Genomic DNA, 23,950 nt, shown 5'->3' with positions numbered 1-23,950 from the left:
TTACTATAAGAAAAATAAGAAAAAGAAACGAGTGATTTCCCTTACAAAACGTTTTGTTATCTTACAGTTTTGTCATTTTTCTCATTAATGTATGATATTCTTCATCTTTTGCAAATTGGAACGTAACTGTTGTTCCTTCCCCTTCAGTTGATTGTACATACACTCCATGATGTAAATTACCGCAGATTTCCTTCGTAATATATAAACCCATACCTGTCGCTTCCCTTGTTTTACGGCCGTTTATTCCCGTAAAGAACGGATCAAATATACGCTTTACATCTTGCTCAGGAATACCAATTCCATTGTCCTTAATATGTAATAACACCTTTTGATCTTTCTCTTCAATTTGAAATTGAATTTCTTTTTTCTCTGCTTCTGAAATTTTTGTATACTTAATTGCATTCACAACAATTTGGCTCATCGCGATACTAAGCCACTTTCTATCAGACGCAATCATACAAGTCTCTTCTTCAAACATCATTTTCGGAAATACAGAAGATTGAATGAACGACTTCCGATTTTCATTAATAATATCTCGAATGACCTCTATAACATTTACTACTTCTACTTTATAGTCTTTCGAAAATTGATCTAACCTTGCCATATGTAACGCTAAATCTAACCCATTTAAAATACGATTATTTTCTTCACGAATACTTTCAATCGTTCCCCTTGCTTCACGGTGCTCCTTACCATATTTCTGTAACAATAATTCAATAACGGATACTGGTGTTTTCATTTGATGGATCCACTGGTTCATAAAAATCATTTGCTGTTGCTCTTTTGCATGCTGCTTATGAACTTCATTCATATATTGCTGCCTTAATAGCGTAAACGCTTCAACGACCAGTTCTTGCTCTGTTGTATAAGAAGTATCAATAAGTAAAGAGTCATGTAATGTATGTCCACCGGCAATATACTGTTCTATTCTCTTTAAAAACACACTTCGTTTTCGGTAATCGTAAATAAGGTATACACTAAATACAACTGTCCCTAATAAAAGCCCATATAACCACGTACCCCAATCAATTGATCTCTTTTCCAAGAGACTTTGCAGCTGCAATACGAGTCCAAATAAACAAAGGCTTACAATATAAGTAATAATTAAAGAAAAGCGGTCTATGAGGTAATTTTTAACCTTCATGCCCTTCGCCCCACTCAGTAAGAAGAGCATAACCGTACCCACGCTTTGTGACAATTGCATTTTTAATGCCTAACTCCTCAAGTTTCTTCCTTACACGCTTTACATTCACGGTTAATGTATTATCATCAACAAAAGCTACTTCATCCCATAAAGCCTCTAACAGCTCTTCACGTGTCACGTATTGATTTGATTGTTTCATTAAACATTCTAATAAATAAAACTCATTTTTTGTAAGTTCCGTTTGTTGACCTTTCCACTCTACTGTGTGCTGTGATGGGAATAATAACAATCCATTAACACCTAAGCAGTCCCTTTCCGCGGCCAAAGCATACTCACCATACCCGCGGCGGAGTGCACTTTTCACCTTTGCCATTACGATATCTAAATGGAATGGCTTCGTAATGTAATCATCTCCGCCATTTTCAATCGCCATTACTTGATCCATTTCCCCTGTTCTTGCAGAAACAAAAATAATCGGCGCATTCGATACAGTGCGGATTTGGCGGCACCAGTAGAAGCCATCAAAGTATGGTAAATTAATATCAAGTAACACAAGATGAGGACTTACTTTTACAAACTCATCTTTTATATGCCGTAAATCGCTCACTCTGAAAGATTGATATCCATACCTTTCTAAATGCTCCTCTAATATCTCTGCAATTTTTTCATCATCTTCTACAATTAATATTTTATACATATTCCTTTTCTCCCCATAAAATATTCTTCTAAAATCACTCCTTTTTCTATTATAAATTGAAACTTTAATCAATGGGGATTTTTTCCTATATCGACTTATAGTTCGCCTATATGAATTGGGTTTTTACTGGACTCAAATAACGAAAAAAAAAAAGACCGCCATATTTCGGCAGTCTTAATCGATAAATTCAAATTGATATTCAAGAATTTTCACAATATCTCCGTCTGTTGCACCACGTGCACGAAGGGCTTCATCAATACCCATTCCACGCATTTGACGAGCAAATCGGCGTACAGATTCATCACGTGAGAAGTCTGTCATCTTGAATGTTTTCTCAATGTCATAACCAGAAATAACAAATGTGCCATCACTTTCGCGTGTAATTTCAAAATTAGATTCAGATTCAAATTTGTACATTACACTTGCTTCAGATTCTTCTACATCATCGTACATTGGGAATTCTGGTGTTGTTTCTAATAAGTTCGCTACTTCAAATAGTAAGTCACGAACACCTTGTTTCGTTACAGCTGAGATTGGGAAAATTTTCACTTCGTCTCCCAATTTCTCTTTAAATGCTTGTAAGTTTTCTTCTGCATCTGGCATATCCATTTTGTTTGCAACAACAACTTGTGGACGCTCAGTTAAACGCATATTGTATTCTTTTAGTTCATTATTGATTGTGACATAATCTTCATATGGCTCACGTCCTTCTAAACCAGACATATCGATAACGTGTACAATTACACGTGTACGTTCGATATGACGTAAAAATTGGTGTCCAAGTCCAACGCCGGAGTGTGCGCCTTCAATTAGTCCAGGAAGGTCAGCCATAACGAAGCTGCGGTTATCACCAGTTTCAACAACACCAAGATTCGGAACGATTGTTGTAAAGTGATATTCTGCAATTTTCGGACGCGCTGATGATACAACAGATAATAATGTAGATTTACCTACACTTGGGAATCCAACAAGTCCAACATCTGCTAGCACTTTAAGTTCTAGCGTGACATCACGTTCTTGACCTGGTTCCCCGTTCTCAGCGATTTCTGGCGCTGGGTTCGTCGCTGTTGCGAAACGTGAATTACCACGGCCACCACGGCCACCTCTTGCGATTACAGCTGTTTGTTCATGCGTTACTAAATCGGCAAGAATTTCACCTGTTTTTTCATCTTTCACTATTGTTCCTGGTGGAACCTTTACGATTAAATCTTCAGATTTACGACCGTGCTGACCTTTACTCATTCCGTGCTGACCGCGATCAGCTTTGAAATGACGTTGGTAGCGGAAGTCCATTAATGTACGTAAGCCTTCCTCAACAACAAAAACAACATCTGCACCTTTACCACCGTCGCCACCTGCTGGGCCACCTTTAGGTACATACTTCTCACGACGATACGCAACCATTCCGTTACCACCGTCGCCGCCTTTTACATATATCTTGACCTGATCTACAAACATTATTTCACCACACTTTTTTCGATTAGTTGTAATATAACTGAGACTTCTTCGTCTCGTACTGTATAAGAAATGGAATACCATTTATTGTTTTCGTTCGCAAGCCACGTTTGTAGTTCTTCTACATTCGTTAGCTTTCCACGAAAATCAAAAAAGAAACGAGCATTCTCCGCGTCACATTCAATTGTGATACAAACATAATTTTCAACATATACGTCTAAACTATGCTGAAGCATTAAGAAAAACTGATTCGTCCATGTACATACAGTCTCATCTAGATGAGATAAGTTATGTAATTTCCCTAATACTTCGTACTCCAATAAGCACGGTTGCTGTTTCCAATTATATGTTAAAATCCACTCTGAAAATAAAGGCATTGATAGCCCCATCAGATTGGATTCTTGTCTCGCTTCTTGGACAAAACGATCGATGAGCCTATGAATCTCTTCCACTTTTCCAAGGGAAAGATTTCCTTTAACCATCTGCAAACGATTGAGCCAATCATGTCTCGAGTGGCTCAACGCATCTATAATTGTCCATTTTTCATTCATTTAGATACCCCTTAATATAGAAAAACTCTAACCTGCACTCAGGTTAGAGTTTTCCGTGAGTTCTTATGCTTCTTGAGCAACAGGATATACGCTCACTTGTTTGCGGTCACGACCAAGACGCTCAAAGCGTACTACGCCGTCAACTTTCGCGTATAAAGTGTCATCGCCACCACGACCAACGTTAACACCTGGATAAATTTTTGTACCGCGTTGACGGTAAAGAATTGAACCACCTGAAACCGTTTGACCATCTGCGCGTTTAGCACCAAGACGTTTTGACTGAGAGTCACGACCGTTCTTTGTACTACCTACACCTTTCTTAGATGCGAAAAACTGAAGATCTAATCTTAACATACGTTACACCTCCTGCACTTTTTCTATTAAACGGATATACTTTCCGTAATCAAGTTCAATCGTCTTAAGTGAAACAACCAATCCTTCTAGAAGTATTTGTGCTTTTTCTGCTGTATGAACGTCTAAATCATTAGGCAATTCATACGTCAAGAATCCGCCATCACTTCCGAGTTCAATAGTTGCCTGCACATTACAAAGTTCTTCCACTGCATTTATAGAACCAAACACAACCGCTGTAGTTCCAGCACAGACAAGATCTTGTCCATGTGGCGCATAATTGGCATGTCCAGTCATTTTAAATGATCGGATACTTCCTAGTTTCGTGCGACTTATCGTAATCTTAATCATCTTAACCAGAATTAAGCGTTAATAGCTTCAACTACTAGCTTAGTGTAAGGTTGACGATGACCTTGTTTCTTACGATTGTTCTTTTTCGCTTTGTATTTGAAAACGATGATTTTCTTAGCGCGACCTTGTTTTTCAACTTTCGCAGTAACTGTTGCACCCTCTACAACTGGGCTACCAACTTTCACGTTTTCGCCACCAACGAAAAGAACTTTGTCAAAAGTAACAGTTTCACCAGCTTCAACATCTAATTTTTCAATGTAGATTGCTTGACCAGCTTCAACTTTAATTTGTTTTCCACCTGTTTCGATAATTGCGTACATACTTGCACCTCCTCTTAATTACTAAGACTCGCCAAAAACGAGGTAGACATAAAATGTCTTTAGGGAACCTGTCTTGTGCGGTTGTAGCATATAGCAGTTTAGGTGCTATAAACTATAACATAAAAATATTACCATGACTCATTGACTATTGTCAATGAATGTTCTGCTAACTATTTTTTCCGTTCTACAATTTCTTTCTTACTTCCAAAACGGATAATAGCGTACTTTTCGATAATATCATCTTTGAAATAAATTTCAAATGGAATATTTTTTTGTAATTCTTTTTGTGAAAAATGTTTTTGTACTTTTTTTGAAGCACCAATCAATACAGCTTCATCCTCTATATTACCATAAGTAATAAGCTCTCTCTCTAGCTCATACGCAATTGTTTCATTAGATATAACGTAACCTGTCGCTTTACAAGGCGCACACTCTTCTAATAATACGTCACGTAACGAATGTTTCTTGCGCTTACGCGTCATCTCTAAAATACCTAACTCTGTAAACCCAAGCACTCTTGTATATGTGCGATCATCTTGTAAAGCTATCATTAAACGCTCTCTTACCTTCTCTTTATCTTCCCGTCTTTTCATATTAATAAAATCAATTAATATCATCCCGCCAATATCACGAAGTCTTAATTGACGAGCAATCTCTTCAGCAGCCATTTCATTTGTGCGAAATACGGTATCTTGTAAATTTTGTTTTCCAGTAAATTTACCTGTATTCACATCAATTACAGTCATCGTCTCCATTTGTTCTACAATTAGATAGGCACCATTTGGTAGCCACACAATTTTTTGAAGTGCTTTCTCGATTTCACGATCTATTCCAAAATGGTTAAACATCGAAGATTTTTCATTATAAAAGGTTACTCTTTCTTTCCCTACTTTTTCTTCTAATTCTTTTACTATACTTCTCGTATCTACAACTATTTTTTCAATTGTTTCAATTGGGTTCTCCTGAAATACACGATCTAAAAACGTCGCTGGTTGATGAAGTAGTAAGGGCGCCTTCCCTTGATCTTCTTTTCTTTTTAACTCTTCATATAACTGCTGCAACCCTTGCATTTCAGCTTGTATTTCATCGATCGTTCCTTTTTCAGAAGCAGAACGGAAAATGTATCCACCTGTTCCTTCTACTTCAATTCCCAGTAACTGTTGTCTTCTTTTATTATTTTTTATTTTCCGAGAAACAGCGCGCATTTCATCATAGGGCATGTAAACGACATATTTTCCGGTAAATTCTATCTTCGCCGTTAATTTTGGCCCCTTCGTATCAATTGCCTCTTTCACAACTTGTACAAGTATCGCCTGCCCTTCATGTGTGCGATATGAAGATGGTACATCATCAAATGAAAGATATGCATGTTTTTCTAATCCGATATTTACAAAGGCTGCGTTCATTCCAGCAATTGTTCTTACGATACGCCCAACATAAATATGTCCGACAATCTCCTGCTCTTCATTCCGTTTCCATAAAAGCTCTACAATTTTTTGTTTCTCTTCTATCGCAACACGCTTTTCCGAACCAGTGTAGTTAATATATAACGTCTTCAAAATTCTTTCCTCACTTTTCATTTCTTTTCCTTACAATATAAAAGGTTAGTGTCGTCGTCAACACTAACCAATTAATTCTTCAACAGATGAGGTTGTTCGTTTTTCAGCAAAATACGCATACAACAATTCATTTTCGTCCAATGTGTAATGCTCTTTATATTTTCCATGGACGATAATAGAGTGTTTATATCCTCTGCGAAATTTTGTGAAAATCGTATATAAATGATCTTCCGTTTTCACCTCAATAGGTGCTATTTTTTCAATATCTCTTTTATTCCCATAATAACGCTCTAATAAAAAACGCATAAATGCGTACCGTCTTTGTTTCCATTCTTGATATAAAGAAATCGCTAGAAAAACGAGTAATACCCACATCATAATGTTATTACTATTCCAAAGTAACTGCCATCCTAATATTACACTAAAAAAAACACATGACAATTTCATCATCTTTTCATGTGCTTGTAAATAGGGAAAACGATATGATAATACATTAAATAATACTTTTCCACCATCCAGTGGCCAAATAGGCAATAAATTAAACCCTAAAATAATGACATTATTCCATACAAAGAAATGGTACAAATCGTCAGTTACCCAGCCCGCTTTATACAAAATGTAAGCGACTGCAATCATCCATATATGCTGAATTGGCCCCGCCATAACGACAATTAATTCTTCTTTTAACGATTTGTTCCCATGTTCTTCCATCTCAACTACACCACCAAACGGCAAAAGCTGAATTTGTTTAATACGCCAATTATAATACGCTGCGGCAAAAGCATGCCCAAGTTCATGAACTAAAACGATACAAAATAGTAATAGTAACTCTTTAAAACGTGCTGTAAAAATACCAATGACAATAATAACCCAAAACAACGGATGCACAGAAATTTTCGTGAAAACATCCCTATATTTAATCAAATGAAATCACCTGAATTGGATCAATAAATTTTTCATTCTTTTTTATTGCAAAATAAAATTTGCCATTTTTATTATTTTCATCATTACTCACTATTCCAATTTTTTGTTTCTTTGAAACGTAATCATATAATTTTACTGACATATCATTTAAATTTGCATACCATGACTCCGTACCATCAGCGTGCTGAATTTGAACTGTATTTCCAAGTTCCTCTTTCTTGCCCGCAAAAACAACTATACCTTCATTTACTGACTCCACCGTTGCATTTGTAGCCGTTTGAACAAATACACCCTGGCCGTTTTTTTGAAATCCTTGCATCACCTTTCCAGAGGCAGGAATCGCATAATCCTTTTGCTGAATAGCCTCTTCTTTTTTCTCATTTGGAGAAAAGAACACGAGAGGTTTTCCAAACTGATTTTCATACCATTTTGATATAGTAGCAAATTGAAATTCTTCTTGCATAACTTTTTCTGTAACAGCTCTAGTACCATCAAAAGAAGAAGGTGCGTTCTTAAATAAAATAGCAACCGAAAGAACTAATATTGCTGATAGCAAAACTTTGAAGAGAAAAACTTCTTTTCGAAATAGAGGATGAATTTCCTTCTCCCCCTCTTCAATAAAGACCGTTTCGCTATCAAAATCTCCTCCCGCAAAATACTGCTCTTCTTCTAGCAATTCTTGCTCTGCTTTCCTTTTCGCAATCCGCTTTTTAATTTCTTCCACACGTCTATTCTTCATACTGTCTCCTTTCTTTCGTTAGCCTTATTCAAATAGAAACAGTTATATACAGTTTGTACATATGTATGAGTTATAGAAGGAAGATATTCATGCGAAGAAAAAAGAAAGCACTCCGCATTTATGCGAAGTGCTTTTAACGGATTCCAAAGAAATTTTTCATCTTTGTAAATACCGATACTTTTTCTTGTTCAAATGCTTGTAATGGTACATTCTCACCTAACAAGCGTCTTGCAATATTACGATAAGCTATTGCTGCTTTCCCGCTAGGTTGCAGCGCTACAGGTTCACCTGTATTCGTAGCACGAATAACTTCATCATCATCCTCGACAACTCCAAGAAGCTCGATTGACAGTGTACGTACGATTTCATCAACGTCTAACATATCCTGTTCATGAAGCATATGACTACGCACACGGTTAATGACAAGTTTCGGTGGTTCAATATCCTCTTTCTCTAAAAGCCCGATAATACGATCCGCATCACGCATTGAGGATACTTCTGGTGTTGTTACAACGATTGCTTTATCCGCACCTGCTACTGCATTTTTAAACCCCTGCTCAATCCCCGCAGGACAATCAATTAATATGTAATCATAATCTTGACGTAATACTTGTATTAATTCATCCATTTGTTCAGGTGTTACCGCCGACTTATCGCTCGTTTGTGCTGCAGGTAATAAATAAAGATCATCAAAACGCTTATCTTTAATAAGAGCCTGAGGTAAACGACAACGCCCTTCAACGACATCAACAAGATCAAATACAATACGATTTTCTAGCCCCATTACTACGTCTAAATTGCGTAAACCGATATCTGTATCAATTAAACACACTTTTTTTCCAGATAACGCAAGGGCTGTACCAATGTTCGCAGACGTTGTAGTTTTACCTACTCCGCCTTTTCCAGATGTAATTACTATTGCCTCTCCCACAGCTATACAATTCCCCTTTCTAACTTTGTTAAATTAGGTCTAAGATGAGTGAGAAGTTGCAGGCGATCGACAACAATGTGATTGTTCTCATTAATGTACGCACATTCTGCCGCCTCTGCTCCGTCTTCTTTCTCTTCCGGAGCCCGCATTGTCACATCACTAATTCGGAGTTGCATAGGGTTCATAATAGATGCAGCAATAACAGCTTCTGAATCTCCATCATACCCCGCATGTGCAATTCCTCTTAATGATCCCAAGACAAAAATATTCCCCCCAGCGATAACCGTTCCGCCTGGATTAACATCTCCAATTAATAATAAATTGCCTTTTACATGTAACACTTGTCCAGAGCGAACAATTTTGGAAATAGGGACAATTTCTGTTTCTTCTTTCCAAGCTATTGCTTCTGCTTTTGTTATAACATCACTTTCGATTGATTCTACAACAAGGTTCTTCTTATTGCGAATTAACGTACGAATCTCTTCTTGTTGTACTTCTGTTAAATAGCGATTTCCTACTTTAACACGCACTTCAATTAAAGAACGTCCGTCACTCTCATAGTAATGTGTAGAAAGCTTTTCATCCAATTCTTTTAGTAGCTCAGAGAATGAACAGCAATCATCTAAATGAAGTGTTATTCCATCTTTTGTCCCTTTTATCGTTACATTTTGTTGCTTTTTTTCTTCCACTAAAGTTCACCCCACCGATTCAATTCGACATAAAATTAGAAAATCCTTTTTTCTTTTTCTTCTATCGCTTTTGAAAGACGCACTAAATATCGTCTCAGTGGGAAACAAACTATTAATAAGAAAATTCCATTTAGCAATAAAGTAGCAAGGAGACGATCTGTGAAAAAGACAGATGCTGACATGTGAGTACGTCCTAACAAAGTTAAAAACCCATACACATAATACTCTAATGCTGCAATGCCAGCCAGTACGATAGAAGCGACAATAAATAAATTCAATTGTAATACTTTCATCACACTATAAACTAAATAAGCTAAAATCGGATAAGCAAATATATATATACCGACAAGTTCCGTGTATACGGTATCAAATAAGAAACCAAATAATAGTCCGTAGTAAATCCCTTGAACCGGACTATAGTACACTGTAATAAAACATAACACAATTATAAAGAAATGCGGTGCTGCTATACTGCCTTTCCAAAAGACGTCTGTTGGAACAACAGTAGAGAACATATTTTCAAATAAAAAAACAAAAAGGAGCAAAAGAGGAAGAGCTGCTCTTTTTAAAATCGTCATCATCTCTTCTCTCCCTCCTATTCTAACGGCGCTGTAGGCATATCACGTTTTGCAACTATAATATGCTCTACATCATTCAAATCAGCGGATGGTTTTACATAAGCCGTTTTTGTTAAACCGTATGGATCTGGCTGAACATCAACAATTTTCCCAATCGCAAGACCTTTAGGGAAGATATCACCAAGTCCAGATGTTACAACTAGTTGATCTTTTTGTACCTCTGCATCAGAGCTAATCTTTGTGAAAAGAAGTAGTTGTTTTTCTTTATCGTAACCTTCAATTAATCCAAAGATATTTTCTTGTCCTTGTACAATAGCAGAAACACGGTTTGTTCGGCTCATCGAACTTAACAACTCTACTGAAGATGTAAACTGAGATACACTTTTTACGCGTCCAACTAAACCTTTCGGAGTTACAACAGCCATATCTTTTTTGATCCCTTGCTGTGCTCCTTTATCAATTCCAACTAAATCGTACCATTTATCGGGATTACGAGAAACCACACTAGCTTGTACTTCCGTATAATCACCACGGGACTTTTCTTTACCAGTTAATTCTCGTAGTTTTTTATTCTCATCGTCTAAATTTTTCACTACTGCAGATAAATCTGCGGTAGAATCTAATTTTGCTTTCAGCTTTTTATTCTCTTCATACGTGCGCTTTACATCTTCTACGTTCTCGAAGAATCCGGCAACATAATTCGCTGGCTTTTGGAATACACGTTCTACAACACCGACAGTATCTTTTATAAACTGCTCTGGCCATGATAAACTGTTCCGTTCTTTCAATGAGATTCCAATCAATGCCACGAGAAGAATAATACTAACTAACAAAACAATTAATCTTTTGTTTAAGAAAAACTGTGGCACGTTCACACCCTCTTAATTTCATTGATTTTTATTTTGCAATATTATCGAGCAGCAGTTTTGAAAAGATCGATATTGTCTAATGCTTTACCCGTTCCAATTGCTACGCAATCTAATGGATCCTCTGCAACAAGAACTGGCATATTTGTTTCTTCACTAATAACTTTATCTAAGTTACGTAGTAATGCCCCGCCACCCGTTAATACGATACCACGGTCCATAATATCCGCTGCTAATTCAGGTGGAGTTTTTTCTAACGTATTTTTAACTGATTCTACAATTGCATCTACTGTATCTTTTAATGCATCTGCAATTTCTTCTGGTTGAATTAGTACTGTTTTCGGTAAACCACTTACTAAATCACGACCGCGAATTTCCATAGGCTCAATACCTTCTGGCTCGCCTGCAGAACCGATTTCTAATTTTAATGCTTCTGCTGTTCTTTCACCGATCATTAAGTTGTAGCTTTTCTTAATGTACTGAATGATTGAATCGTCCATATCATCACCAGCAACACGAACTGATTGACTTGTTACAATACCACCTAAAGAAATAATTGCAACTTCTGTTGTACCACCACCGATATCAACAACCATACTACCAGTCGGCTCCCAAACAGGTAAGTTTGCACCAATTGCTGCTGCAAATGGCTCTTCGATTGGATAAGCATCACGAGCACCAGCTTGACGAGTCGCATCGATTACTGCACGTCTTTCTACAGCTGTAATACCAGATGGTACACATACCATTACGTATGGTTTACGTGAGAAGAATCCATTTGATTTTTGAGCTTGTTGAATGTAGTATTTCATCATAATTGCTGTTGTTTCGTAATCAGCAATTACACCATCTTTCATAGGACGAAGTGCCACTACGTTTCCTGGTGTACGACCAATCATTTGTTTTGCATCGCTACCTACCGCAACGATTTGTTTCGTATCAGTTTGTAATGCTACTACTGAAGGTTCACGTAAAACTACACCTTTCCCTTTCACATATACAAGCGTATTCGCTGTTCCTAAGTCTATTCCAAGATCGCGAGTAAATCCACCAAATCCAAACATATCATTTATCTTCCCTTCTTATTTTCACGGACTCATTTTTCTTACTTTATATTTATAAAAACAGTACGTTTTTTTATATCTGCATCCTTTTTGTAGATAATTTTCTACAAAAAACTCATAAATCACATTATAAAACAAAATAAGTAAAAAGAATAGTCTTAAATATGACCTTTTTCCTTTAAACTCACGAATTTATGGTCACCTATTATGATATGATCAAGTACTTCAATTCCGATAATCTGGCCACATTCTACTAATCGTTTTGTAACTTCAATATCTTCACGGCTCGGCGCCGGATCTCCTGAGGGATGGTTATGAAGACATATAATAGAGGCTGCTGCCCGACGGAACGCTTCTTTAAAAACTTCCCTTGGGTGCACAATCGACGTATTTAAACTTCCAATAAAAATAGTTTGCCTATGTATAACTTGATTTTTCGTATTCAAATATAAACAAACAAAATGCTCCTGTTGCAAAAAACGCATCTCTTCCATCATATAACTCGCACAATCTTTTGGACTTCGAATACTATATCTATTTTGATATTCTAAACGTACCATTCTTCTACCTAATTCAAAAGCAGCCATAAGCTGCGACGCCTTTGCAATCCCAACACCATGAATGCTCATCATCTCTTCTAACGTTGCATCCTTTAACATTCGTAAGCCGTCAAAATGATGGAGAATATTATCTGATAACGTTAACACCGTTTCTTCTTTAGAACCCGTTCTGAGTAAAACTGCAAGAAGTTCTCGATTCGATAAACTTCCTGCGCCTTCTAACAATAAACGCTCCCGTGGCTGTTCTTCTCTCACAACATCACGAATACCGTTCATCTCTCCACCCCTTTTTTTACAATTTCTCCTAAAGAAAACCCCATGCAATTTTACGCATGGGTTACATCGCTATCAAACTGTTTTAATTCACGGACAAGACGCGCAATTGGCAAGCCAACTACACTGTAGTAGTCCCCTTGAATATGTTGAACAAAAATAGACCCTTTACCTTGAATTCCATAGCTCCCTGCTTTATCAAGTGGTTCCTTCGATGCAACGTATACGTCTATTTCCTCTTCTGTTAATCCCCAAAATGTTACTTCTGTACGTTCATAAAAAGTTACCGTTTTTTCTTTCGATATAATTGCAACACCTGTGTATACTTCGTGTGTTTTCCCCGATAATAATCGTAACATTTCTTTCGCCTCAGCCTCATTAGACGGCTTTCCAAGAATACGCGAATCATATGTAACAATTGTATCTGCACCTAGTACAACTTGATTACTATGGTTTTCTGCCACAGCAGATGCTTTTTGCAAAGCAAGCGACATAACAATATCAGAAGGTGATGAATATGCACCAATCGTCTCTTCTACTTCACTAACAACGATTTCAAATGGCACATCTGCTAATTCAAGCAGTTCCTTCCTCCTAGGTGACCCTGAAGCTAAAATAATTTTCCTCATATTTTCTCCTTCCCTTCTCACATGAAGCAAAATAATTTAAATCAATCGTATCAAAGGAATAGTTTCCCCACAAATTCTAGAAATATCATTTTCTCTAAACAAAATAATAGTTCTTTTTAAATACGATTATACGCTGCCCATACAGAAAGCACTTTGTTCTAAATTCAAAAGAAAAGAAAGAAGTATATGTACTTCTTTCTTCGTCATTTCATTATCCTATTATTTCACTTTTTGTGAAACCATTTTTTCATACGAAAGTATACCATCAATAATAACTTGATTTAATTTAGCTACAGATTCCTTATCGCTCTTCCCTTCCTTAATCGTTTGCACCGCTATTGACGTATACGTATAAAGCTTCTTTGCATCTTCACGCTTCATACTCTTCCCTTCCTTTTCCATAGCTTTCCACTCTTTTTGAATCGCTTCTATATCTTTTGGATTACTTTTTCCACTAGTTTGTACGCTGGACACATATTTTGCTAAATGAGTATATAATGGCTGCACTTTCGCTAAAAACATTCCTACTTCTTTATCATTTTTGAGCAATGCTTTATCTGTAATATCCCAATTTTTTTTCAAAACTGAAACACCATCTTGCTTATACTGATCTATTAATTGATTAACAGCCTGTTCATCGCTCGTAATAGCAACAACTAACGCATACTTATCACCACTCGGTTTCAAAGTAGCCACGCCCCCATTACTTTTCCACTCTTCAATAGCAGCCTGTCCTTTTTCTTCAGAGGAATAAAGCCCTCCTTGAACGAAAAATAGTTTCATTGGTTCTAATGACGTTCCTACCTGTGCTTTTTGTTTTTCCTCTTTCGGTGTTGGTGTTTGTTCTGCCGTTCCACCCACCTTTTGTTCCTCATTACCTGTCTGCTTCGAAGCCGTTACCTTACCTTCTCCTGTCGTCCCTTGTCCAGTTAATAAATGAATCATACCCATCCCAAATGCAGTACCGATAATTATTGCAGTTGCAACAATTGCGATTATTGTATTGCTCCACTTCTTTCGATATTTTTCCATAGATACTGATTTCGCTTTTTGAAACGGAACGACATTTTTCGGTCTCTCACTTTCTGCTATCATCCAGTCAAACTCATCCTTCTTTTTTTCCTCATACTTCGCTTCTGTTCCATTTACTTTCACCGAGATCGTTCGTGATTGCTTGTCCATACACTCACACCTCACCTCTTGTCATTGTCCGCATCATATCATATTCATTCCACAAAAAAACGAGATATTTGTCAGAGGAATTCGTCAAATAACCCTATATTATTATCTTATATGTATGCATTTGACTTCATTTGTAGAACAAAAAACTAGATAGCAAAGACTATCTAGTTTTTCTCGCGAATATATTTTCTAACTTCGGAAATGAAATACAAAGAACCTGTTATGATAAAAACATCATGTTCTCCTATCATGTCAACCTTTGTATCAATTGCCTCTTTCCAATCTTCAAAAACTAATTTTGACTCTTGTTGTGAATACGATGCAAGCTTGTCAGCAGAAATGGCACGATCAAAGGCAAACGTCGTAAATATTATTTCATCAGCAACTTTTTCTAATTGCCCTACCATGTTATGTAACTGTTTGTCACCAAGAGCAGTAAATAAAACTATTACATTCTTCTTTTTATAATGTGCCTCTACTGTTTTTACAAGACTTTCAATACCTTCTGGATTATGAGCACCATCTATTATAATATCTGGATTACTTTGTAACTTTTCAAATCGACCAATCCAGTATGCTTCTTGTAAGCCAGCTTTCATCTCCTCTTCATTAATTAAAAATGATAAATATGTTTTTAAATACATTACTGCCATAAGCGCTAGTGCTGCATTGCCTACTTGGTGAATGCCTTTCATTGAAATCCGAACATTTTCAAACGAGGCAAATGGACAATCAAAATCAAAGTGTTCCCCATCTTTATTAGAATGTTTATGTAATGTTGTAAACTGTTTTCCAAGTTCATATAAGCTTGCATGATTTTCCTTAGCAACCTTTTGAATTACTTGCAATGCTTCTTCATTTTTCACACCAGTAATAACTGGAACACCAGACTTAATAATCCCTGCCTTTTCATATGCAATTTCTCCTAGTGTATCGCCTAAAATATGCATATGATCGTGACCGATATTCGTAATAATCGTGAGAACCGGATGAATAACATTTGTAGAATCAAATCTTCCCCCAAGCCCCGTTTCAAATAAAACAACATCACAGAAATTAACTTTACCGAAATAATAAATTGCCATTACTGTAATGATTTCAAACTCAGTCGCTTCTCCTAAGTCCGTCTCATCTAATTTTTCAACGACTGGCTTTACCATATTTACAAGTTCCGCAATCTCTTCATCTGCAATCGGTATTCCGTTTACACTAATACGTTCATTGAATGTTTCTATGTAAGGCGATGTAAACGATCCTACTTTATATTTCGCACCTTCTAACATGTAGCGCATGTATGTTAAGGTTGAACCTTTTCCATTTGTGCCGGCTAGATGAACACATTTTATATGACGCTCTGGATTTCCGAGTTCTTCTAACATCCATTGCATTCTTTCTAGTCCTGGTTTTATCCCAAATTTCAATCGGCTATAAATCCAGTTTATCGCTTCTTCGTATGTATGTATCACGTTTGCTATTCCCCTTTCAAAAGACAAACTTCTTAATTCTATTATACGCAAAGAAAAGAGACTCACCAATATAGTGAGTCTCTGAAAAACATTTTTATTTCTCAAGATCCGCTAGACGTTGACGAACCGCTTCGCGTTTTTCTAGGTAATCTTGCTCTTTCGCACGCTCTCCGTCAATAACTTCTGCAGGAGCTTTCGCTACGAATCCTTGGTTTGAAAGTTTCTTCTGTACACGTTCTACTTCTTTATCGAACTTCTCAAGTTCTTTTTCAAGACGCGCTTTCTCTTCATCAAGATTGATAAGATCAGCTAACGGTAAGAATAACTCTGCACCTGATACGATTGCAGTCATCGCTTTTTCTGGCGCTTGTAAATCAATCTTAATTGTTAGTTCACTTGGGTTACAGAAACGCTCAATGTAAGAGCTGTTTTTCGTAAGCTGAGCTAGTACTACCTCGTCTTTTGCTTTAATTTGCATTTGAACTTTTTTGCTCATTGGCGTATTTACTTCCGCACGGATGTTACGAACAGAGCGAATGATATCAACTAGAAGGTGCATTTCTGCTGCCGCTTCTTTATCTTGTAAATCTTCGCGAACTGTTGGCCATGCTGCTACTGTAATAGACTCACCTTCATGCGGTAAATGTTGCCAAATTTTCTCTGTTACAAATGGCATGAATGGATGTAATAGACGCATCGTTTGGTCTAATACGTAAGCTAAAATCGAACGAGTTGTTTTCTTAGCTGCTTCATCTTCACCGTATAGTGGAAGTTTCGCCATCTCAATGTACCAGTCACAGAAATCATCCCAAATGAAGTTGTATAATGAACGACCAGCTTCACCGAACTCATATTTATCCATGTTACGTGTTACACTTTCGATTGTTTCGTTTAAGCGAGTTAAAATCCACTTATCTGCAACTGATTTTTCACCAGTTAAATCGATTTCTTCATACTTCATGTCATCCATGTTCATTAATACGAAACGTGATGCGTTCCAAATTTTATTAATGAAGTTCCAAGTAGATTCTACTTTTTCCATGCTGAAACGTAAATCTTGACCTGGTGCACTTCCTGTTGATAAGAAGTAACGCATCGCATCTGCACCGTACTTCTCGATAACATCCATCGGATCAATACCGTTACCAAGAGATTTACTCATTTTACGTCCTTGCTCATCACGAACTAAACCGTGAATTAATACATCTTTAAATGGACGCTCTCCTGTAAACTCTAAACCTTGGAAAATCATACGAGATACCCAGAAGAAGATGATATCATAACCAGTTACTAAAGCATCTGTTGAATAGAACTTTTTAAAGTCTGCTGCATCTTCATTCGGCCAGCCAAGTGTTGAGAATGGCCATAATGCTGAACTGAACCATGTATCAAGCACGTCATTATCTTGATTCCAGTTTTCAAGATTTGCTGGCGCTTCTGTACCTACGTATACTTCACCAGTTTCTTTATGATACCAAGCTGGAATGCGGTGTCCCCACCATAATTGACGAGAAATACACCAGTCATGAATGTTTTCCATCCAGCGTAAGTATGTGTTTTCAAAACGCTCTGGTACGAACGTTACTTTTTCTTCTTCTTTTTGTTGAAGTTCTACCGCTTTTTCTGCAAGTGGAGCCATTTTTACGAACCATTGTGTTGATAAATAAGGCTCAACAACTGCACCGCTACGCTCACTATGACCTACTGAGTGCATATGAGGCTCGATTTCTACTAATACGCCAGCTTCTTGTAAGTCTTTCACTAACTCTTTACGGCATTCGAAACGATCCATACCGTTATACTTACCAGCTTTTTCGTTCATCGTTCCATCTTCGTTCATTACTAAAATACGTGGTAAGTCATGACGGTTACCTACTTCAAAGTCATTCGGGTCATGAGCTGGTGTAATTTTCACAACGCCTGTTCCGAAGTCTTTTTCTACGTATTCATCAGCAATAATCGGAATCTCTCGGCCTACGATTGGAAGTGTAACTGTTTTTCCGATTAAATGTTTGTAGCGATCATCTTCTGGATGAACTGCTACCGCTGTATCACCAAGCATGGTTTCTGGACGAGTAGTTGCAAGGCGAATGTGACCAGAACCGTCTGTTAACGGATAGTTCATATGGTAGAATGCACCTTGAACTTCTTTATGAATTACTTCAATATCAGAAAGAGCTGTGCGTGTTGCTGGATCCCAGTTGATGATATACTCACCGCGGTAAATTAAGTCTTTTTCATATAATTGAACGAATACTTTATTAACAGCGTTAGATAAACCTTCGTCTAATGTGAAGCGTTCACGAGAATAGTCTAGTCCTAAACCAACTTTCCCCCATTGTTGACGAATGTGAGAAGCGTATTCTTCTTTCCATTCCCAAGCTTTTTCAAGGAATTTCTCACGACCAAGATCGTAACGTGAAATACCTTCTTCACGAAGTTTTCCTTCTACTTTCGCTTGCGTTGCGATACCAGCATGGTCCATTCCTGGAAGCCATAATACATCGTAACCTTGCATACGCTTTGTACGAGTTAAAATATCTTGAAGCGTCGTATCCCAAGCGTGACCTAAGTGTAACTTACCAGTTACGTTCGGAGGTGGAATTACAATTGTATATGGTTGTTTCTTCTCATCTCCTGTTGCTTCGAAATATTTGCCTTCAAGCCACCACTTGTAAAGGCCTTCTTCAACGGACATATGATCATATTTAGTTGGTAAATTATTTTCCGTATTTGACATTATTTTCCCTCCTTAAAATAAAAAATGCCCCTCATCCAAAAAAGGACGAGGGACATCGCGGTACCACCTTTATTTACAAACAAATTCAGAATTTGCTTATACTCTTAATTTGATAACGGACAAATCCGTCTTTTCCTAATAAGAATCATTCCGTTCAGAAAAGATGCTCCAGGGCTACCTTCTAACATAACTATCTAGAGAACCTCCCAGCCAATGGTTCCCCTCTCTGAAGACGTTTCATGTTATACTCTTCCCCTTCAATGCATTTATGTGATTGTTAATTATTATATACAATAGTGTAAAAAACGAAACCTTATTCGTCAAGATAAATTTGAAACTACGGCTTTTATCTCTTTATGAAACTAATAAAAAAAGATAAGCAGGGTTCTCCCTACTTATCTTCTTTATCCGTTCCCTTGCTGGGCAGCTTGTAATTGCGAAAGGAAATATTCTGTATTACTAATAAGCCAATGCGATTGCTGCAGAATTTTTACCCCGCGAAGCTCATTTTCTTCATTACGACTCTTTCTTCTTTTCGTATACGACTGAATTTGCCGAATAAAATGCGACGGGTACGTCATATACGCAAACATAAGAAGCTGCTCCTCTTTCGTAAATGGAAAATTTTTTTGATACATTTGATACCATTCAAAGCGGTCGCTCCGCGCAATTGGATATGTGTTCAAGGACCTTGAATAAAAGCTGACGATATCCTGTACCGGTGTAGCAAACTGAGACTTTTCTAAACTAATAAAATAACCGTTTCGTTCATAATCAAATAAAAAGTGATTAAGCGATACATTTCCATGAACGAAAGTAGTACGTGTTTTTTCCTTTTCTTTCATTGCATCATGCCATTCACTTAATTGTTTCGTTGCGAACTCACGTGCTCTCATAACGTGGTGATAATACGTACAATATTGTAATTCAAATGGAGACATATACCATTTCGCTTCTGATTCTACAAGAAACTCTTCTAATATCTCACCATCATTTTCCCAACGGCCGGATATATTTGTATAATGTTTTTCTAAATCTTCTTCTGTATAAGTCTCCTCTTTCACCGTTTTTTGATGCAACGTCCCGAGCGTTTGAAACATCTTATGGTATTGATCATTATCTTCGCCATTTCCTTCCGCACGTTCTAACCAAGGCATTAAATAATAGCTATATGCCCCATCACTTAAAACATAATTCCCGTCCGTCGTGTGATAGATAGGTACATAATTCGAAAAACCTTTCTCCTTCAAATATTGAATATGGTGTAAAAAATTATTCCGCTCTAATTTTCTATCTTGTATTTTCTTTAACGCATACGGACCTTGATTCGTATAAATTTTCATTACACTTCCGTGCTCTTCCATATGCTGAGTGTCCAATCTATATTGCCTCACAATGGGTTCATAGCGATTTCGTAATTCAATATCCATACGAATAACCCTTTCTTATTCAAAACATAGCTTCTAGGAAAAGAAAAGAGGTGAGTGAAAAAACTCACTCACTTATTTCACTGTTGCTTTTGAAACAGGAATATATATAATTTGCCCTGTAGTTAAATATATATCTTCTGATTGATTTACACGATATAAGCTTTGTACAGTCGTTTCATAACGTTCTGCAACCGATTCAATTGTATCTCCTTCTTGTACGAAGTACATTCTTACCTTCGTAAATTCTTCTTCTGGTTCTTTCGTAAATAATTTCGTTAAATAAAGTGCATTTTCATCTCGCTGTGAATATGCTTCTTCCTCTGGCTCTTCCTGCTTTTTCGCTTTTTCTTTCTTGAAATTTTTCCGCCCGAACAATTCAAATTGTGGCGTCTTTTCTTGCTCCTCTTCGCGCTCCACAAGTTCATGTTCTTCTAATTCCTCTTCTTCTATTTCTTGCTCTTTTCTTTCTTCTAACTGAAACGGCTCAAATGCATAATCTTCCCATCCATCTGATTCTTTATAGGCTGGTACCTCTTCGTGCGGTGCAGGTCTACTTTCATCTTCTTCAGCTGAATCAGCTTCCAACTCGGCATACACCGTCTCTTCCTCTTCATCCTCGGTTCTTTCTTCGTCACATAAACCTGTAATAGATATATCCGCTAATAGTTGTAAGCAACCATTTTCCTTTAATTCATAATCAAATTCCTCGATTGATACATATAATTCTTCAATTACTTTCACTCGATTTCTTGGAATTGATATTTCGAGCGGAAAGGAATGGACAAGCTCATTAACCCCGTCTGCCCTTGTTTCTACATAATCAATTGCCTTTGCTGGTGATAGCTCTCTTAACGAATAAGCTGAATCATCTTGCCTTGCAACGTACTCTCCCGTTAAATCTAATTGCCCCCTCACGATAACTTCATGATCGAGCTCCTCTATCTCAACGTCTGGATCTAACGAAATTGACAAAAGTTCTTCGACTTCCTGTCCCTTCTGGAACCAAACAGATTCTTTTAATGAAAATCGTAATGAATGATCTGTTGCCACTTCTTTTCCCCCTCCCAAACTATATGTCATTACAGATTTATGTTCCCTAAGGCTACTTTATGAATAAAAAAAATCGCTCCCCTAATGGAAAGCGATTTTCTCTAAGAAATTATGCTTTTAATTTTGACATTGCAATTTCGGCCGCCGCAATTGTCGCCTCAATATCTGCATCACTATGTGCTGTCGATAAGAATAAACCTTCAAATTGAGAAGGTGGTAAAAATACACCTTGTTCTACCATTTCACGATAGTAAGCTGCAAAGAATTCTAAGTTTGAAGATTTTGCTGCATCATAATTAGTAACTTGCTCATCTGTAAAGAAAATACCAATCATAGAACCTGCACGATTAATGTGATGCGGGATATTATGCTTTTCAGCTGCCTTACGTAGTCCAGCCTCTAACATTTCTGCTTTACGCTCAAATTCCACATATGATTCTGGCGTTAACTGCACTAACGTTTCATAACCTGCTGTCATTGCAAGTGGATTACCCGATAATGTTCCAGCTTGGTAAATCGGTCCGCTTGGTGCAACTTGACGCATAATCTCTGCCTTCCCACCGTATGCTCCTACCGGCAAGCCACCACCGATTACTTTACCTAAACAAGTTAAGTCAGGAGTTACACCGTAGTAACCTTGTCCACAATTATAAGCAACACGGAATCCTGTCATTACTTCATCAAAAATAAGTAGTGCACCGTTTTGCTCTGTCACTTCACGAAGTCCTTCTAAAAACCCTGGTTGCGGGGGAACAACGCCCATATTCCCTGCCACTGGTTCTACAATTATACAAGCGATGTCATCACCGAATTGTTCGAAAGCATATTTTACACTTTCTAAATCGTTATACGCTACTGTAATCGTATTTTTCGCTACACCTTCTGGTACACCAGGGCTATCTGGTAAACCTAGCGTTGCTACACCCGAACCTGCTTTAATCAATAAAGAATCACCATGACCGTGATAACAACCAATGAATTTCAAAATTTTGTTACGTCCAGTGTAACCACGAGCTAAACGTAGTGCACTCATTGTCGCCTCTGTTCCAGAGTTAACCATACGCACAACCTCAATTGATGGTACACGCTCGATAACAAGCTGCGCTAATTTATTTTCAATTTCTGTTGGTGCACCAAAGCTTGTTCCTTTTTCAGCAACAGCTTTTAAAGCCTCAACAACACGATCATTCGCATGACCATGAATTAAAGGTCCCCACGATAATACGTAATCGATGTATTCATTCCCATCGATATCATATACTTTAGAGCCTTTTCCGCGCTCCATAAACAGCGGATTCATACCAACAGACTTAAAAGCACGAACAGGGCTGTTTACGCCTCCAGGCATTAAATTTTGAGCCTCTTCAAACGCCGCAATCGACTTATCAAATTTTTTCATTATTTAGCGCCTCCTTCTTGTAACCATCTTGCTGCATCTTTTGCATGATACGTAATAATCAAGTCTGCTCCTGCGCGTTTCATGCTAATTAATTTCTCAAGTACAACTTCTTTTTCATTAATCCAACCATTTTGTGCTGCTGCTTTAATCATCGAATATTCACCACTTACGTTATAAGCAACGACTGGTAAGTTAAAGTTATTTTTCACATCACGAACGATATCTAGATAAGAAAGAGCTGGCTTTACAATTAAGAAGTCGGCCCCTTCCATTACATCTGATTCTGCTTCACGGAATGCTTCCATACGGTTCGCTGGGTCCATTTGATATGTTTTACGGTCACCAAACTGCGGTGCACCGTGTGCTGCATCACGGAACGGTCCGTAAAATGCTGATGAATATTTCACAGCGTACGACATAACTGGTACGTGCGCGAAACCATTTTCATCTAATGCATGGCGAATTGCTGTTACAAATCCGTCCATCATGTTAGATGGTGCAATAATGTCTGCCCCTGCTTTCGCTTGACTTACAGCTGTTTTTGCAAGAGCTGCAAGAGACTCATCATTTAAAATAACGCCATCTTCAATAACACCGCAATGACCATGGCTTGTGAATTGACATAAACATGTATCTGCAACTACTACTAGCTCTGGGAACTCATCTTTAATTTGCTTAATTGCACGCTGTACAATTCCATGCTCACAATATGCCGATGATCCAACTTCGTCCTTTTCAGCAGGTAAACCAAATACAATAACAGAACGAATACCTAAATCAACGACCTCTTGCATTTCAGCTTGCAATAAATCTAAAGACATTTGATATACGCCTGGCATAGAAGGAACTTCATTACGAGTATTTTCTCCTTCTAATACAAAAATAGGGTAAATAAAATCTTCTGTATGTAAAAATGTTTCACGTACAAGCGCACGCATGCCCCCGCTTTGTCTTAAACGACGATGACGATTAAATTGTAAAGAATTCATAGATTTCTATCCC

General features: G+C 37.4%; 24 protein-coding genes and 2 other annotated features. All 24 genes read right to left on the bottom strand.

From position 1 onward, the window contains the following. Nucleotides 1-61 precede the first annotated feature (61 nt). Nucleotides 62-1,144, bottom strand: a complete 1,083-nt coding sequence (locus JFU18_RS20880) for a HAMP domain-containing histidine kinase (protein ID WP_201031827.1) — start codon at nucleotides 1,142-1,144, stop codon at nucleotides 62-64. Then, nucleotides 1,134-1,841, bottom strand: coding sequence for a response regulator transcription factor (locus JFU18_RS20875; protein ID WP_201031828.1), 708 nt, complete (start codon nucleotides 1,839-1,841; stop codon nucleotides 1,134-1,136). The genes JFU18_RS20880 and JFU18_RS20875 overlap by 11 nt, the downstream gene beginning before the upstream one ends. Nucleotides 1,842-2,015: 174 nt before the next feature. Continuing rightward, complete coding sequence (gene obgE, locus JFU18_RS20870) at nucleotides 2,016-3,299, bottom strand: GTPase ObgE (RefSeq protein ID WP_002015378.1); 1,284 nt, start codon at nucleotides 3,297-3,299, stop codon at nucleotides 2,016-2,018. Then, on the bottom strand, nucleotides 3,299-3,847 hold the full coding sequence (locus JFU18_RS20865; protein ID WP_044442397.1) for a sporulation initiation phosphotransferase B: 549 nt from the start codon (nucleotides 3,845-3,847) through the stop codon (nucleotides 3,299-3,301). Before JFU18_RS20865 ends, obgE begins: the two co-directional genes overlap by 1 nt. A gap of 63 nt (nucleotides 3,848-3,910) precedes the next feature. Then, nucleotides 3,911-4,201 carry a 50S ribosomal protein L27 gene (rpmA, locus tag JFU18_RS20860; protein WP_000944957.1) on the bottom strand — a complete coding sequence of 97 codons (291 nt, stop codon included), beginning with the start codon at nucleotides 4,199-4,201 and terminating at the stop codon, nucleotides 3,911-3,913. A gap of 3 nt (nucleotides 4,202-4,204) precedes the next feature. Further along, complete coding sequence (locus JFU18_RS20855; RefSeq protein WP_002138477.1) at nucleotides 4,205-4,549, bottom strand: ribosomal-processing cysteine protease Prp; 345 nt, start codon at nucleotides 4,547-4,549, stop codon at nucleotides 4,205-4,207. Between the two features lie 11 nt (nucleotides 4,550-4,560). Next, nucleotides 4,561-4,869: a 50S ribosomal protein L21 gene (gene rplU / locus JFU18_RS20850; protein ID WP_000270907.1), complete on the bottom strand. Its 309-nt coding sequence runs from the start codon at nucleotides 4,867-4,869 to the stop codon at nucleotides 4,561-4,563. Nucleotides 4,870-4,883: 14 nt separating this feature from the next. Then, nucleotides 4,884-4,962: a sequence feature (ribosomal protein L21 leader region), on the bottom strand. A gap of 77 nt (nucleotides 4,963-5,039) precedes the next feature. Further along, a complete protein-coding gene (locus JFU18_RS20845; protein ID WP_201034339.1) occupies nucleotides 5,040-6,449 on the bottom strand; it encodes an Rne/Rng family ribonuclease in 1,410 nt (469 codons plus the stop codon). Nucleotides 6,450-6,491: 42 nt separating this feature from the next. Next, complete coding sequence (locus JFU18_RS20840) at nucleotides 6,492-7,352, bottom strand: M50 family metallopeptidase (RefSeq protein ID WP_002088816.1); 861 nt, start codon at nucleotides 7,350-7,352, stop codon at nucleotides 6,492-6,494. Next, the gene (locus JFU18_RS20835; RefSeq protein WP_002034147.1) at nucleotides 7,345-8,091 is read right to left on the bottom strand and encodes a M23 family metallopeptidase; all 747 of its coding nucleotides are present in this window, start codon (nucleotides 8,089-8,091) and stop codon (nucleotides 7,345-7,347) included. Before JFU18_RS20835 ends, JFU18_RS20840 begins: the two co-directional genes overlap by 8 nt. Before the next feature lie 133 nt (nucleotides 8,092-8,224). Continuing rightward, a complete protein-coding gene (minD, locus tag JFU18_RS20830; protein ID WP_000503308.1) occupies nucleotides 8,225-9,022 on the bottom strand; it encodes a septum site-determining protein MinD in 798 nt (265 codons plus the stop codon). Nucleotides 9,023-9,024: 2 nt separating this feature from the next. Continuing rightward, entirely contained in the window at nucleotides 9,025-9,711 is a 687-nt protein-coding gene (minC, locus tag JFU18_RS20825) for a septum site-determining protein MinC (RefSeq protein WP_002015372.1), read from the bottom strand. A 35-nt stretch (nucleotides 9,712-9,746) separates the two neighbouring features. After that, nucleotides 9,747-10,292 (bottom strand): rod shape-determining protein MreD, encoded by a 546-nt coding sequence (gene mreD, locus JFU18_RS20820; protein ID WP_002015371.1) that lies wholly within the window; start codon nucleotides 10,290-10,292, stop codon nucleotides 9,747-9,749. Between the two features lie 14 nt (nucleotides 10,293-10,306). After that, a complete protein-coding gene (gene mreC / locus JFU18_RS20815) occupies nucleotides 10,307-11,158 on the bottom strand; it encodes a rod shape-determining protein MreC (protein ID WP_002129256.1) in 852 nt (283 codons plus the stop codon). Between the two features lie 41 nt (nucleotides 11,159-11,199). Beyond that, nucleotides 11,200-12,219, bottom strand: a complete 1,020-nt coding sequence (gene mreB / locus JFU18_RS20810; protein WP_002015369.1) for a cell shape-determining protein MreB — start codon at nucleotides 12,217-12,219, stop codon at nucleotides 11,200-11,202. 158 nt (nucleotides 12,220-12,377) lie between these two features. Next, the gene (gene radC, locus JFU18_RS20805) at nucleotides 12,378-13,055 is read right to left on the bottom strand and encodes a DNA repair protein RadC (protein WP_201034340.1); all 678 of its coding nucleotides are present in this window, start codon (nucleotides 13,053-13,055) and stop codon (nucleotides 12,378-12,380) included. Between the two features lie 50 nt (nucleotides 13,056-13,105). Further along, the gene (locus tag JFU18_RS20800) at nucleotides 13,106-13,681 is read right to left on the bottom strand and encodes a Maf family protein (protein ID WP_012261761.1); all 576 of its coding nucleotides are present in this window, start codon (nucleotides 13,679-13,681) and stop codon (nucleotides 13,106-13,108) included. Nucleotides 13,682-13,900: 219 nt separating this feature from the next. Continuing rightward, nucleotides 13,901-14,863 carry a stage II sporulation protein B gene (locus JFU18_RS20795; RefSeq protein ID WP_201031830.1) on the bottom strand — a complete coding sequence of 321 codons (963 nt, stop codon included), beginning with the start codon at nucleotides 14,861-14,863 and terminating at the stop codon, nucleotides 13,901-13,903. 164 nt (nucleotides 14,864-15,027) lie between these two features. After that, entirely contained in the window at nucleotides 15,028-16,329 is a 1,302-nt protein-coding gene (locus JFU18_RS20790; protein ID WP_201031831.1) for a bifunctional folylpolyglutamate synthase/dihydrofolate synthase, read from the bottom strand. Between the two features lie 94 nt (nucleotides 16,330-16,423). Further along, entirely contained in the window at nucleotides 16,424-19,069 is a 2,646-nt protein-coding gene (locus tag JFU18_RS20785) for a valine--tRNA ligase (RefSeq protein WP_098635312.1), read from the bottom strand. A gap of 38 nt (nucleotides 19,070-19,107) precedes the next feature. Further along, nucleotides 19,108-19,339: a binding site (T-box leader), on the bottom strand. 134 nt (nucleotides 19,340-19,473) lie between these two features. Beyond that, entirely contained in the window at nucleotides 19,474-20,499 is a 1,026-nt protein-coding gene (ysxE, locus tag JFU18_RS20780) for a spore coat protein YsxE (RefSeq protein ID WP_012261764.1), read from the bottom strand. A gap of 72 nt (nucleotides 20,500-20,571) precedes the next feature. Next, a complete protein-coding gene (spoVID, locus tag JFU18_RS20775; protein ID WP_170969887.1) occupies nucleotides 20,572-21,579 on the bottom strand; it encodes a stage VI sporulation protein D in 1,008 nt (335 codons plus the stop codon). A gap of 79 nt (nucleotides 21,580-21,658) precedes the next feature. Continuing rightward, entirely contained in the window at nucleotides 21,659-22,948 is a 1,290-nt protein-coding gene (gene hemL / locus JFU18_RS20770; RefSeq protein WP_201031832.1) for a glutamate-1-semialdehyde 2,1-aminomutase, read from the bottom strand. Continuing rightward, nucleotides 22,948-23,937, bottom strand: coding sequence for a porphobilinogen synthase (gene hemB / locus JFU18_RS20765; protein WP_002015358.1), 990 nt, complete (start codon nucleotides 23,935-23,937; stop codon nucleotides 22,948-22,950). The genes hemL and hemB overlap by 1 nt, the downstream gene beginning before the upstream one ends. Between the last annotated feature and the right edge of the window lie 13 nt (nucleotides 23,938-23,950).

The organism is Bacillus sp. TH22 (assembly GCF_016651015.1).
In the GTDB taxonomy this organism is placed as follows: domain Bacteria; phylum Bacillota; class Bacilli; order Bacillales; family Bacillaceae_G; genus Bacillus_A; species Bacillus_A mycoides.
This window is presented reverse-complemented; position numbering and strand designations above follow the sequence as displayed.

What these genes read in the sequence shown, in the direction of transcription:
- mreB (WP_002015369.1), bottom strand. Translation starts at nt 12,219, where the DNA reads ATGTTTGGATTTGGTGGATTTACTCGCGATCTTGGAATAGACTTAGGA.
- JFU18_RS20875 (WP_201031828.1), bottom strand. Translation starts at nt 1,841, where the DNA reads ATGTATAAAATATTAATTGTAGAAGATGATGAAAAAATTGCAGAGATA.
- JFU18_RS20785 (WP_098635312.1), bottom strand. Translation starts at nt 19,069, where the DNA reads ATGTCAAATACGGAAAATAATTTACCAACTAAATATGATCATATGTCC.
- radC (WP_201034340.1), bottom strand. Translation starts at nt 13,055, where the DNA reads ATGAACGGTATTCGTGATGTTGTGAGAGAAGAACAGCCACGGGAGCGT.
- JFU18_RS20845 (WP_201034339.1), bottom strand. Translation starts at nt 6,449, where the DNA reads ATGAAAAGTGAGGAAAGAATTTTGAAGACGTTATATATTAACTACACT.
- JFU18_RS20795 (WP_201031830.1), bottom strand. Translation starts at nt 14,863, where the DNA reads ATGGACAAGCAATCACGAACGATCTCGGTGAAAGTAAATGGAACAGAA.
- ysxE (WP_012261764.1), bottom strand. Translation starts at nt 20,499, where the DNA reads ATGGATATTGAATTACGAAATCGCTATGAACCCATTGTGAGGCAATAT.
- spoVID (WP_170969887.1), bottom strand. Translation starts at nt 21,579, where the DNA reads ATGACATATAGTTTGGGAGGGGGAAAAGAAGTGGCAACAGATCATTCA.
- rpmA (WP_000944957.1), bottom strand. Translation starts at nt 4,201, where the DNA reads ATGTTAAGATTAGATCTTCAGTTTTTCGCATCTAAGAAAGGTGTAGGT.
- rplU (WP_000270907.1), bottom strand. Translation starts at nt 4,869, where the DNA reads ATGTACGCAATTATCGAAACAGGTGGAAAACAAATTAAAGTTGAAGCT.
- obgE (WP_002015378.1), bottom strand. Translation starts at nt 3,299, where the DNA reads ATGTTTGTAGATCAGGTCAAGATATATGTAAAAGGCGGCGACGGTGGT.
- JFU18_RS20855 (WP_002138477.1), bottom strand. Translation starts at nt 4,549, where the DNA reads ATGATTAAGATTACGATAAGTCGCACGAAACTAGGAAGTATCCGATCA.
- hemL (WP_201031832.1), bottom strand. Translation starts at nt 22,948, where the DNA reads ATGAAAAAATTTGATAAGTCGATTGCGGCGTTTGAAGAGGCTCAAAAT.
- JFU18_RS20865 (WP_044442397.1), bottom strand. Translation starts at nt 3,847, where the DNA reads ATGAATGAAAAATGGACAATTATAGATGCGTTGAGCCACTCGAGACAT.
- JFU18_RS20880 (WP_201031827.1), bottom strand. Translation starts at nt 1,144, where the DNA reads ATGAAGGTTAAAAATTACCTCATAGACCGCTTTTCTTTAATTATTACT.
- hemB (WP_002015358.1), bottom strand. Translation starts at nt 23,937, where the DNA reads ATGAATTCTTTACAATTTAATCGTCATCGTCGTTTAAGACAAAGCGGG.
- JFU18_RS20835 (WP_002034147.1), bottom strand. Translation starts at nt 8,091, where the DNA reads ATGAAGAATAGACGTGTGGAAGAAATTAAAAAGCGGATTGCGAAAAGG.
- mreD (WP_002015371.1), bottom strand. Translation starts at nt 10,292, where the DNA reads ATGATGACGATTTTAAAAAGAGCAGCTCTTCCTCTTTTGCTCCTTTTT.
- JFU18_RS20800 (WP_012261761.1), bottom strand. Translation starts at nt 13,681, where the DNA reads ATGAGGAAAATTATTTTAGCTTCAGGGTCACCTAGGAGGAAGGAACTG.